13 protein-coding genes and 1 tRNA gene are annotated in these 11,705 nt (G+C 60.6%); 8 read left to right on the top strand and 6 right to left on the bottom strand.

All coding sequences use genetic code 11. The features are described 5' to 3' along the window. Positions 1–2 precede the first annotated feature (2 nt). The 8 genes from infC to JW897_RS06535 all read left to right on the top strand — a co-directional run bounded on the left by infC (position 3) and on the right by JW897_RS06535 (position 5,601). Entirely contained in the window at positions 3–527 is a 525-nt protein-coding gene (gene infC, locus JW897_RS06570) for a translation initiation factor IF-3 (protein WP_081556240.1), read from the top strand. Between the two features lie 168 nt (positions 528–695). Beyond that, positions 696–893, top strand: coding sequence for a 50S ribosomal protein L35 (rpmI, locus tag JW897_RS06565; RefSeq protein WP_019103239.1), 198 nt, complete (start codon positions 696–698; stop codon positions 891–893). Positions 894–905: 12 nt separating this feature from the next. After that, positions 906–1,265, top strand: coding sequence for a 50S ribosomal protein L20 (rplT, locus tag JW897_RS06560; protein WP_019103240.1), 360 nt, complete (start codon positions 906–908; stop codon positions 1,263–1,265). 154 nt (positions 1,266–1,419) lie between these two features. Continuing rightward, positions 1,420–2,403: a phenylalanine--tRNA ligase subunit alpha gene (gene pheS, locus JW897_RS06555; protein WP_048413873.1), complete on the top strand. Its 984-nt coding sequence runs from the start codon at positions 1,420–1,422 to the stop codon at positions 2,401–2,403. A 21-nt stretch (positions 2,404–2,424) separates the two neighbouring features. Continuing rightward, the gene (gene pheT, locus JW897_RS06550) at positions 2,425–4,782 is read left to right on the top strand and encodes a phenylalanine--tRNA ligase subunit beta (RefSeq protein ID WP_205465561.1); all 2,358 of its coding nucleotides are present in this window, start codon (positions 2,425–2,427) and stop codon (positions 4,780–4,782) included. Between the two features lie 75 nt (positions 4,783–4,857). After that, a complete protein-coding gene (locus JW897_RS06545) occupies positions 4,858–5,160 on the top strand; it encodes an integration host factor subunit alpha (protein ID WP_019103243.1) in 303 nt (100 codons plus the stop codon). Further along, positions 5,141–5,494: a MerR family transcriptional regulator gene (locus JW897_RS06540; protein WP_019103244.1), complete on the top strand. Its 354-nt coding sequence runs from the start codon at positions 5,141–5,143 to the stop codon at positions 5,492–5,494. The genes JW897_RS06545 and JW897_RS06540 overlap by 20 nt, the downstream gene beginning before the upstream one ends. 30 nt (positions 5,495–5,524) lie before the next feature. Continuing rightward, positions 5,525–5,601 (top strand) — tRNA-Pro (locus JW897_RS06535). A 105-nt stretch (positions 5,602–5,706) separates the two neighbouring features. On the opposite strand, the gene JW897_RS06530 is transcribed toward JW897_RS06535, so the two are convergent. The 6 genes from JW897_RS06530 to JW897_RS06505 all read right to left on the bottom strand — a co-directional run bounded on the left by JW897_RS06530 (position 5,707) and on the right by JW897_RS06505 (position 11,686). After that, on the bottom strand, positions 5,707–6,849 hold the full coding sequence (locus JW897_RS06530; protein WP_338030560.1) for a tyrosine-type recombinase/integrase: 1,143 nt from the start codon (positions 6,847–6,849) through the stop codon (positions 5,707–5,709). Further along, positions 6,768–7,208 (bottom strand): hypothetical protein, encoded by a 441-nt coding sequence (locus JW897_RS24595; RefSeq protein WP_338030557.1) that lies wholly within the window; start codon positions 7,206–7,208, stop codon positions 6,768–6,770. The genes JW897_RS06530 and JW897_RS24595 overlap by 82 nt, the downstream gene beginning before the upstream one ends. 77 nt (positions 7,209–7,285) lie before the next feature. Continuing rightward, positions 7,286–7,879, bottom strand: coding sequence for a hypothetical protein (locus JW897_RS06525; protein WP_205465559.1), 594 nt, complete (start codon positions 7,877–7,879; stop codon positions 7,286–7,288). Then, complete coding sequence (locus JW897_RS06520) at positions 7,876–9,030, bottom strand: hypothetical protein (RefSeq protein ID WP_205465558.1); 1,155 nt, start codon at positions 9,028–9,030, stop codon at positions 7,876–7,878. The genes JW897_RS06525 and JW897_RS06520 overlap by 4 nt, the downstream gene beginning before the upstream one ends. Beyond that, positions 9,027–11,180, bottom strand: a complete 2,154-nt coding sequence (locus JW897_RS24265) for a DNA cytosine methyltransferase (protein WP_240352109.1) — start codon at positions 11,178–11,180, stop codon at positions 9,027–9,029. Before JW897_RS24265 ends, JW897_RS06520 begins: the two co-directional genes overlap by 4 nt. Next, positions 11,177–11,686: a hypothetical protein gene (locus tag JW897_RS06505; RefSeq protein ID WP_205465557.1), complete on the bottom strand. Its 510-nt coding sequence runs from the start codon at positions 11,684–11,686 to the stop codon at positions 11,177–11,179. Before JW897_RS06505 ends, JW897_RS24265 begins: the two co-directional genes overlap by 4 nt. Between the last annotated feature and the right edge of the window lie 19 nt (positions 11,687–11,705).

Genomic DNA, 11,705 nt, shown 5'->3' with positions numbered 1-11,705 from the left:
ATTTGGCTATAGCTCAGGAACGCGAAGCACGGATCAACGGCGAGATTACCGCCCGTGAAATTCGTCTGGTAGGTAAAGAAGGTGAGCAGATTGGTGTTGTCAGTCTGCGTGAGGCAATGGCGCTGGCGGAGGAAGGCGACGTGGATCTGGTGGAAATTTCCCCGACCGCGCAGCCTCCGGTATGCAAGCTGATGGACTACGGCAAGTACAAGTACGAGCAGTCCAAGAAGCGTCACGAAGCCAAGCAGAAGCAGAAACAGGTTCAGATCAAGGAAATCAAGTTCCGTCCGGGCACCGACGACGGCGACTACAACGTCAAGTTGCGCAACTTGACCCGATTCCTGGCTGACGGCGACAAGGCCAAGGTCACCCTGCGCTTCCGCGGTCGTGAGATGGCCCACCAGAACATCGGTTTGGAGTTGCTTAAGCGTGTCGAAGCCGATTTGTCCGAAATTGCGGTTGTTGAGCAGTTTCCCAAGCTGGAAGGCCGCCAGATGGTCATGATGATTGCGCCGAAGAAGAAATAATCGGTATAATCATCAAATTGACACGGCAGGGTTCGCTCTGCCGTGTTGATTTTGTAGGTCGGCAACGATCTGCCCAAAAGCGTGACACGATGGTTTTTCAAGCGCTTCCGGACTTTGTTCGGCAGCCACCTCGCGTCTAATCTAATCAAAATTCAGCAGGAGCAGTCCATGCCGAAAATGAAAACCAAGTCGAGCGCGAAAAAGCGTCTCAAAGTACTGGGCAATGGTGGTGTAAAGCGCTCTTACGCGTTCAAGCGTCACATCCTGACCAAGAAAACCACCAAGAACAAGCGCCAACTGCGTGGCACTACCATGGTAGATAGCACCAATATGGCCTCTGTTCGCGCAATGATGCCCTACGCTTAAGGAGACTAAGATATGCCACGCGTAAAACGCGGTGTAACCGCTCGTGCTCGTCACAAGAAAATCCTCGCACTGGCGAAAGGCTATCGCGGCCGCCGGAAGAACGTCTATCGCATCGCCAAACAGGCGGTGATGAAAGCCGGTCAATACGCCTACCGTGACCGTCGTCAGAAAAAGCGTCAGTTCCGTCAACTGTGGATTGCTCGTATCAACGCAGCTGCTCGTGAAAACGGCCTGCCGTACAGCAAATTCATGAACGGCCTGAAAAAAGCCTCTATCGAAATCGACCGCAAGGTCCTGGCCGACCTGGCCGTGTTCGACAAGCCGGCTTTTGCACAGATCGTCGAAAAGGCGAAAGCAAGCCTCGCTGCTTAATCGCCCGGACGGATCAAAAGGGAGGCAATCTTGCCTCCCTTTTTTTTGATGCGGCCCGGCCGCAACATGACTCAAGATCAAGACGGTTGGCCAGACTCGCCCGAGCTCTGGGGCGCGTGTGGCCAGCTTTCTTTCGCATACGGTGTGGAACACGATGAACAACGTTGACGCGATTCTCCAATCCGGCCTGACCGCGGTAGCCGCGGCGGCCGATCTCGTTGAACTGGAGCAGGTCAAGGCCCGCTATCTGGGCAAGAGCGGCGAGTTGACCGAACTCCTGAAACAGCTGGGCAAGCTGCCCGCCGAAGAGCGCAAGGCCGCCGGCGCCACCATCAATGTGGCCAAGCAGGCTTTCGAAGCCGCGCACAAGCAGCGCCTCGATCAATTGAACGCCGCCAAGCTGGAGGCGCAACTGGCCGCCGAGGCGCTGGACGTGACCCTGCCGGGGCGCGGCAGCAACGGCGGCGGTCTGCATCCGGTGGCGCTGACGCTGGAACGCATCGCCGGCCTGTTCCGCACCATGGGCTTCGAAGTGGCGGACGGTCCGGAGATCGAAACCGACTTCTATAATTTCCAGGCGCTGAACATCCCGGAAAATCATCCCGCGCGGGCGATGGCCGACACCTTCTACGTGGAAGGCGGCGACGTGCTGCGCACCCATACCAGCCCGATCCAGGCGCGCTTCATGATGAACAATCAGCCGCCGATCAAGATCGTGGCCCCGGGCCGGGTGTATCGCGTGGACTCCGACGCCACCCATTCGCCGATGTTCCATCAGATGGAAGGCCTGTGGGTGGAAGAGGGCGTGTCCTTCGCCGATCTCAAGGCGGTGGTCACCGACTTCCTGCGCCGTTTCTTCGAGCGCGACGATCTGCAAGTGCGCTTCCGTCCGTCCTTCTTCCCGTTCACCGAACCGTCGGCGGAAATCGACGTGCTGGGCGAACGCGGCTGGCTGGAAGTGGGCGGCTGCGGCATGGTGCACCCTAATGTGTTGCGCAATGTCAACATCGACCCGGAGAAGTACACCGGCTTCGCCTTCGGCATCGGTCTGGACCGTTTCGCCATGCTGCGCTACGGCGTCAACGACCTGCGACTGTTCTTCGAGAACGACCTCAACTTCCTGAGACAGTTCAACTGATCGCGTACGGAGCCGAATACTATGCAATTTTCCGAACAATGGCTGAGAAGCTGGGTTAATCCGTCGCTGAGCACCGACGAACTGTCCTACCTGCTGACCATGGCGGGTCTGGAAGTGGAAGAAGTCAACGCCGCCGCGCCGGCCTTCAGCGGCGTGGTGGTGGCCGAAGTCAAGGAAGTGGCCAAGCACGAAAACGCCGACCGCCTGCGCGTGACCAAGGTGGACGTGGGCGCGGGCGAACTGGTGCAGATCGTCTGCGGCGCGCCCAATGTCGCCGTCGGCCTGAAAGTGCCGTGCGCCTTGCCCGGCGCCGCGCTGCCCGGCGATTTCAAGATCAAGCCGACCAAGATGCGCGGCGTGGAATCCAACGGCATGTTGTGCTCCGGCAAGGAACTGGGCGTGCCGGACGAAGTCGACGGCCTGCTGGTGCTGCCGGCCGACGCGCCGACGGGTCAGAGCATACGCGACTACCTTGGCCTGGACGACCAGCTGTTCACGCTGAAGATCACCCCCAACCGCGCCGACTGCCTGTCCATCCGCGGCATCGCCCGCGAAGTGGCGGCGCTGACCGGCGCCGAACTCTCGCCGGTGGCCATTCCCGCGGTGGCGCCGGTGATCGACGACGCCTTGCCGGTGAGCATAGACGCTAAGTCGGGCTGCGGCCGTTACCTGGGCCGCGTGCTCAGGGGCGTCAACGCCGCCGCCGCCACGCCGGAATGGATGCGCCGCCGCCTTGAGCGCGCCGGCCTGCGTTCGATTTCCGCCGTGGTCGACATCACCAACTACGTGTTGCTGGAACAAGGCCAACCGATGCACGCCTTCGACCTGGCCAAGCTGGACGGCGGCATCGTCGCGCGCATGGCCAAGGACGGCGAAGAGCTGCTGTGCCTGAACGAAAAAACCGTCAAGCTCAAGCCGGATTACATGGTGATCGCGGACCAGGGCAAGGCGCTGGCCATCGCCGGCGTCATGGGCGGCGAACACAGCGGCGTGACGACCGCCAGCGTCGACATCTTCCTGGAAAGCGCCTTCTTCGCGCCGGAAGCGATCGCCGGCAAGGCGCGCGAGCTGGGCTTCGGTTCGGATTCCTCCTTCCGTTACGAGCGCGGCGTGGACTTCCAGCTGCAACGCGAAGCGATGGAGCGCGCCACCCGTCTGGTGCTGGACATCTGCGGCGGCCAGCCGGGTCCGGTGGTGGAGGCGCTGGCCGAACTGCCGCAGCGCGGCGAGGTCAAACTGCGCGTGTCGCGCTGCGCCAAGCTGCTGGGCGTCGCCCTGAGCGGCGAACAGATCGGCGAGATCCTGGGCCGGCTGGGCCTGAGCCATCGCCTGGACGGCGAGGTTTTCACCGTGGAGGCGCCGTCCTTCCGTTTCGACATCGCGATCGAGGAAGACCTGATCGAGGAAGTGGCGCGGGTTTACGGCTACGACGCGATCCCGTCCGACGCGCCGCGCTCGGGCATGCGCATGCTGGCGCAGCGCGAAGAACTGCGCCCGCGCGATCAGATCCGCCACCTGCTGGCGGGCCGCGACTACCAGGAAATCGTCAGCTACGCTTTTGTAGACGAAGCCTGGGAGCGCGATTTCGCCGCCAACGAGCAGCCGGTGCGGCTGATCAACCCGATCGCCTCGCAGATGAGCGTGATGCGCTCCACGCTGATCGGCGGCCTGGTCGACGTGCTGGTGGGCAACCTCAACCGCAAGCAGCCGCGCGTGCGCGTGTTCGAAGTGGCGCGCGTGTTCAAGAAATCCGCCGACTGGTTCGACCAGCCGGAAAAAGTGGCCGGCCTCGCCTGGGGCCCGCGTCTGCCCGAGCAATGGGGCGCCAAGGCCGAGCGCGTTGATTTCTTCGACGTCAAAGCCGATGTCGAGGCGCTGTTGCATCCGCAACAAGCCAGCTTCCGCAAGGCCGCGCATCCGGCCTTCCATCCGGGCCGCTGCGCCGAAGTGCTGGTGGACGGCGTGGTGGTGGGCGTGATTGGCGAACTGCATCCCAAGTGGGCGCAGCAATACGATCTGTCCAGCGCGCCGGTGTTGTTCGAGCTGGACCTGGCGGCGGCGGAAGCGCGGCGGCCGATCAAGGCGCAGCCGGTGAGCAAGTTCCAGGCGGTGCGCCGCGATCTGGCCCTGATGGTCGACGAGGCGGTGGAAACGGCCCAATTGCTGGCATGCTTCGCCAAGCACGGCGCCGCCATCGTCAGTGAAGTGGCTTTGTTCGACGTGTATCGCGGCAAAGGCGTGGAAGAAGGCAAGAAGAGTCTGGCCTTCCGCGTGATGTTGCAGGACAATAGCCGCACGCTGACCGACGAAGACGTGGAGCCGGCGCTCAAGGCCCTGCTGGACGGCGTAGCCGCCGAGCTGGGCGCTCAGCTGCGCTGAGCCCAAGGCGTGGAGCCCGCCGCATGGTCGGCGGGCTTTTGAATGATTAGAAATATTGATGTGTGAGAGGGTGACATGACTTTGACCAAGGCTGAGCTGGCCGACATGCTGTTCGATCAAGTGGGACTGAACAAGCGTGAAGCCAAGGACATGGTTGAATCGTTCTTTGAGGAAATTCGCCAGGCCCTGGAGTCCGGCGATTCCGTCAAATTGTCCGGTTTCGGCAATTTCCAATTGCGCGACAAGCCGCAGCGTCCGGGTCGCAACCCCAAGACCGGGGAAGAGATTCCCATCACCGCGCGACGTGTGGTAACGTTCCACGCTAGTCAGAAACTCAAGGGAATGGTCGAGCAATTCCATGCCAACAAGCAAGGCTGATCTGCCGTCGATACCGTCCAAGCGTTACTTCACCATCAGCGAAGTGAGCGAGCTCACCGGCGTCAAGCCGCATGTGCTGCGCTATTGGGAGCAGGAATTCTCCCAATTGCGCCAGGTGAAGCGCCGCGGCAACCGCCGCTATTACCAACATCACGAAGTGTTATTGGTCAGGCGCATTCGCGGTTTGTTATATGACGACGGGTTTACCATTCACGGGGCGCGCCAGCGCCTGGGCGCGGATGGCCAGGAAGTGCGTCCGGCCACGGCTCAGGAGGTGAGAACCGAGCTGGAGGCAATTTTGGAATGGCTCGATTCAGGGCTTGGCAAAAATTAAAAAGCAGTTTAGAATACGTTTCTCTCGAGTCGGGGCGTAGCGCAGCCTGGTAGCGCACCTGCATGGGGTGCAGGGGGTCGGAAGTTCGAATCTTCTCGCCCCGACCAAAGATAATCCAATGGTATCAAATACTTAAGCCCTGTGTCCGCAGGGCTTTTTTATTTGGTTTTTGGCCAATGTGGGAGTTTTGTGGGGACTTCCTCCTTTCTCTGTTAGGCGCTCCGCCGGATGACGGTGGCGGATACCAGTTGTCGGCCGGTGTCTTTGACCAGTTCCACTTGCTCAATCAGGCGTCCGACTTCTGCGGCTGAGTAGTGCGTTGTCACGTTCTCGCTTGTGTGTCCTAGCAAAACCTGTCGGTCTTCGAACGGAACGCCGGCAATCCTTAGCCGATATCCGAACGTGTGTTTCAGGTCGTGAACCCGGAACTTGGCAAAGCCTGGATTCGGGCGCCGCATGAACTTTGCAGCAAATTCTTGAGCCGCCCTGGTGCGTGCTTTGCGCCAAGCATGGCCATTCATTCGCTGGATGTTGTCGTCGTTCGGGTTCCCGCTCTCGTGATAAGCAAACACATAAACCGGATGACGGCCGCGAAGGGTTTCAATAATGGATCGGGCTACGTTATTCAGCACAACGATGCGTTCAGACCCATTTTTGACGCCTGATTTATCCGTTCTCCCCCCAAAGTTGGCCGGGATCAAAAACACGCTGGTTTCAAGCTCGGGTACGCGGACTTCCCATTCCCATTTCAAGTAACACACTTCTTTTTCCCGGCATCCCGTGTTGACTTTAAATAGCGCCATAATGGCCAGGTGCTCGGGCAATTCTCTGAACAATAATTTCTGTTCGTCCCACGACATGGGGTAAGCGGGCCTGGTTTCGGCTCGCTCGTTCAATTTGGAAATAGAAGGCGGGCGCTCTAGCCATGTCATCCCAAATTCATCCCGCCATTTAGATGCTGCTAGTGCCAGAATTCGAATTACAAGTTCCAGCGCGATATTAATTGTCCGGGGTGTTACTCCTTCTCTGTCGGTTCGCTTGTCTAAGCGGGTGGTTTGACGGAATTCAATAAACTCCCTTATTGACCCATCGTGCAGTTTGCTTAGCTCAATGTCGCCAATATATATGTCCAAGATTTTCAACTGATCCGCGCAGTCTCCAATGCTGGGTATGTGCTGGTTTTCAAGCAGATACTTTGTTGCAGCCTCTCGCCAGATTCTTGGCGGACGTATGCCATAAACCTGTTGTTGCCGTATTTTTTCCAGCTTGTGAATCAGGTATTTTTCCGCCTCCGCTCGCTCGTGAGTTCCAGTGCTTTCGCGAATTCTTCCGACACCCTGGACTTGTTTGTCAATGAACCAGACCCCGCCCGGCGTGCGCTGCGTGAGTCCTGTGATTTGCTTGCGTGCCATGTCGTTTTCCTTCCTGGCCGCTTGCCGCTGCCGTCATTGTTGTTGCGGGTGGGGTTGTTTTGCAAGTGGACTGATGGGGTGGGTTCGTTCGCCGCCTCCTTGCTTTGCATGTGCTGGGCTATCAGTTCTTGCTTGCGACGATCTATCCATGCGTCGATGTCGGCGCGGTCGTAGTGCAGGATTTGGCGGACGCCGCCGCCTTTCTCTTCGAACAGTTGGAGCCCGTGCAGGTGGGGTAGAACGAGCTCGCGGAACTTCTTGTCACTCATGCCGCAATACGCCGCGGCCGTGGCTTGTTTCATGAGCCTGGGTGTCATTTCTTGTTGTCCTGGGGTGGAGCGGCCCCGGCCGCTGTGGCGGTGGGGCGGGTCTGGGAGGGTTATTGTGGTTTCGAGGGCGGATGCCGCGGGCACGGCCAGCGCAGCGAGCCATCTCCGGACGTGCATGTGCAGTGCGGAGGCTCCATTTGCTTTTCGCTTCGGCTGGCCACGAGCGTTTGCTTCCACGCCGGCCAGGTGTCGATTGTTTCACTTGCCGGCCCAAGTTCTGCCATGAGCTGCTGAGCGTCCAGGTCAGCATTCGGCATGCCTTCCTTGATCTCATCGTGAAATTCGTCTTGGCTGTACCCGACTAGCTTCCAGTGCTCGATTGCCTCCCGGATGTACTGCAAGGCCAGATGCTCGGGTGCGTAGTATCGGTTGCAGTGGGAATACCCATAGCGCGGCATGCGCGCGATGCCGTGCTTCGTCAATGCCTGCAAGCGGCGATTTGCTGTACCTCGGGTGACGCCCCACACCTTTGCCATGCGGGCGCCGAGGACGCCGCAGTAATGCGGCTTATCCTTAATCTGGCTGTCTTGAATGATGCGCCTACGGTTTCCGACATAGTTTTCCAAGGTGCTCCGCAAGCACGTCTTGCGCACTTGCTCTAGGAAGTCGGTCAGGTGCTGGCGTTTCTCATCTTCTCGCTTCATGCCTCACCCCCTTTCTCTCGCAGCGACGAACCGGTCAGCGCCTCCAGCACCGCCTCCTCTGCGCACTTTTCGCCTGAGCCCTCCCACCAGCCGTCATAAGCCATCCGTCCGCACGGTGCAAACACTTGGATGTACCAGTCGTCGCCGGCAAAATCACGGGAAACGTTGATCTCGTGGTCGAGATAGCGGCAGTCGATTTGGAGTTCATCAACAGCAATCATCTCGATTGGCAGAGCCTGCAATTCCAGCTTGGCGCGGTTTTGGTCAGTGGTTTGCATCACTCCCCCTTTCGCCTCGGCCGCCAGGCGCGCGCCGGTCTCTTGAGTTGGAGCGGCCGGCGCAGGTTGTTGCGTCTCCAAGTGCTTTCCATCAGTAGCGTCAACGAACGCCACCCACTGGCCCAACATCGCGCGTGGTAGGCCGTAAATGCCTGCTTCCCCGCGAATGGTGCTCACCTTGAAACGATCTCCATTCAGCAGGAATTGCGCGGCCGGCGACTTCTGTTCGCCCTGGGCCGGCGCGGCGACGAGCATGGCTTTCACTTCTCGTAATGCGCAATCACCGTTCTCCACCATCGCATCAATTGCCTTGCTGAATGCGTCCGGTTCCATGTTGGACGCGCGCTCGTTGCGCGACAGGCCAAAACAGAACAGCGCCAGCTCGTGGCGTAGTTTTGGCCAGGTCACAATGGAATCAGGTACGGCCGCCGGCTGGGCGCTGGTGGGCCGCTGAGCGATGGCGAGTTGGCGCTCAAGATCATCGACGCGCGCGGCAAGCTGCTGAGAAAGCGCCATCTCCGCAGCCAGTCGCTCGCCCTTCTTTGGCTTGCCGTAGTTTTGAATGAACGCCTCGGCACGGGTGCGCCAAGGCGCGAGAGTGTTAGCGGTGCCTGTGGGGTCGCCTGAGTGCGCAACGATGGCAATCAGGGCGTCGAATACCAGTTGTATGGCTTCGATAGGGGGTTTCAGAGCGGCGACGGGCGACAACTCGGCGCGGGCTTCGTCCATCGCAGCAAGAAGCCCTTCGCGGAATTCCTCCTCGCTTGGGCCGGTAGGCTCATTGCTGAATATGAAGCGGTCCAGCGCGGTAGCTGTGCCGGCCTTAATGGCCTCGGTAGCTTCTTCGTAGGTGGGTAGGGTTGTGGGGCTCATGCTGCGGTCCTTTCTCGTTTTTTCAGTTCGGCATTGCTCCACGCCATCAGGTCCGGGCAGTTGGCTTTAATCAGCGCCTCCGCCGGCTTGCGCGGTACGCTGTTGCCTACCATGCGTACTTGAGCGGATTTGCTGAACTGGCGGCCGTCGTGGCCGCGGTCGATGATGTAGTCCTGCGGGAACGACTGGCAGCCGTACAGTTCAGGCGGCTTGAGCATGCGCAACTTGATATCGACGATTACCCACGGCTCGCCTTGAATCCACACTGTTACCAGCGCCAGGCGGTCGCGGGTGGTTGCGGTGGGCATTGGCTGGTCCAGTCTGCTGGCGCTGTCCCCGGTGCCGTAGTAGCTGATCAGGAACGTGGCCACGCGCAGCGCGCCGGCTTCGTCCTCTTGGCTCAGCGCATAGGACACAAGTGCGTGATGCTCTGCGCCGGCGGTCGCGGTCGGCATTGGCTTGCTCATCTCGCGGCCAACGCAATTGCGGCGCAGGGTCGCGAGGTGGGCGGATACTAATTGCTGTTGGCTGCCGGTAGTGGTGATCGTCGTGGCCGGGGCGTTCAGGCTGCGGCCCACGGTTTCATTGAAGCCGCCGTTCGCCTGCATCATGTAAGCGGTGGCGACGTGGCGATGGTTCTCCTTCAGGATGGTGCCGAGCGGCTGATCCACGCTGACCGGCTTTCCGCTGTAGCTGGGTCCGCCTGCACCCACGATGATGGCGGAGGCTAGGCCGTGTTTGCCTCCGCCGGCAACGACGGTGCCCAGCGGCTTCTCTATGTCGAGGGCGCGCGGCTGCTGGCCGGCCCGCTCGCCGTAGCCCATCTGGATCAATGTGGCCGCCGCAAGTGCTTGGCCGCCGCAGCCGCTGGCGGTGATCGTGTTCAGTGGCTGCTCAATGTCACGCGTGCCGCTGCCCCATCGCTGCGTGCGGCCCGGCTTGCCGTCGCCGTAGGCGGCTTGAACTAAGGTCGCAGCTGCCAGCAACTGGTTGCCCGCCGTGGTGATGGTAGGGGCGGGAGTGTCGGCGCGTTTCGGTGGGTTGCCGGTCGTGTTGGGCACAATGACGGCGGATGCCAGGGCGATTTCGCCTCGATTCGCTGCTGTGATAGTAGGAATCGGCCGTGCCGGATCGTAAACGCGGTCGCCGCCCTGGTGCGTCAGCGGCACCAATGAAGGGCTAGCCACCGCCATGCTACCGCCGCGCGGCCATGCCGTAATCGTGCGCAGCGGGTCGGCGGTGGACTGAACGCCGTTACGGTTGGACCAGTTCGCCAACTCAACAATGAACGGGTCCGCGCTGTCTATTACGAACTTTTTCATGCCCTTTGCAATGCGGCGCATAGTCGCGGCGGCCAGCGGCCGCTTGCGCTCGAAAATCGACTGCCCCAAGTCGGTGAAATCAATATGGTCAGCTGCGGGCCGCCACTTTTTTTGACCCGGCGCTGGCTTCTCGTGGTGGGTTGGCTCCGGCCAGACAATCGGCCGTCCATCACGGCGGGCGAACAGATAAAGCCGCTCGCGGGTAGTTGCCGCGCCGTAGTCCGCCGCAACCATGGTCCGGTGTTCTACCTGGTAGCCTTGTTCGCGCAGCACACGCAAGAAGCGGTGCCAGGTGCGACCGGTGTGCTTCGGGTCAGGAATGAGGAATTGCTCTTGCACCGGGACGCGCTCGCCAGGTGCTGCCACGGTGCCATTCAGTTTCATGACGCGGCCAGTCACTTTGCAGCGCTTCGCAATCAACGGCCCCCACTGTCGCATCTGCTTCACGTTCTCCATGCTGATCGAACGCGGCTTCACTTGGCCGGCCCAGCGGGGAATAACCCATCCCAGTGAGCGGATTGCTTTGCTGCGGGGCTGGCCGCCGACGGCTTGCGAAAAGTGGGTGCAGTCCGGCGAGCCGTGCAGGTGGCCAACAGGCCGGCCGCTGGTGGCTTCGCGGGGGCAGACTTCGAACACGTCGGCGCAATAGTGGTGGGTCTGAGGGTGGTTCGCCTCGTGCATGCTGATGGCGTCCGTGTCGTGATTGATGGCGATGTCGACGTGACGGCCGAGCGCGCTTTCAATTGCGGACGACATGCCGCCGCCGCCGGCGAAAAGGTCAACGATGATTTCTTCCGTGGTGAGCAAAGAAAACTGGTTGCGGATCATAGCGCCCCCATCTGCTTGCGATACCACCACGCAACCGGGCCGTCGTCGGTGTCGTGCAATGCCAGCATGTGCCAGCCTTCGCCCTTGCGGGGCTTCGGGTGCCAGCTGATGAAGCTGCCGGTCTTCTCGTGAGTGGCGAAAAGTTCGTCTGCGTTGTCCTCGTTCTCCATCCAGCCGCAAGTAGTCTCAATGCCATGGCCTTCCAGCCATTCCTTGGTTTTGAATCCCTCGCGGGTCCAGCGGATGCAGGGGTGTACCCATTGGCCGTATTCGTCGCGCTGGACGTCTACCGGCGCGAAAACCTTCTCCTCTATGTCCTTCGCCAGGAGGGGGAATTCGGCCTGGGCGGCGGTAGCGTAGGCCAGTGCCGCCGGCACAGCGAACGGGTCATAGATCAAGTCGAGGGTGAGGTATTCCGCGCCGTGACGGTCGCCGCCGGGTTGGTCGCGGCCATCGGTGCGGGTGACATTGAATTTGGGGTAAAGCCCAGTTGTGCGTTGGTCCATTGGAGCCTCCGTTCGTGGT

It is taken from the genome of Chromobacterium alkanivorans (genome assembly GCF_016937655.1).
Classification (GTDB): domain Bacteria; phylum Pseudomonadota; class Gammaproteobacteria; order Burkholderiales; family Chromobacteriaceae; genus Chromobacterium; species Chromobacterium alkanivorans.
The sequence above is the reverse complement of the archived record's forward strand: the minus strand, read 5'-3'. Positions and strand labels throughout refer to the sequence as shown.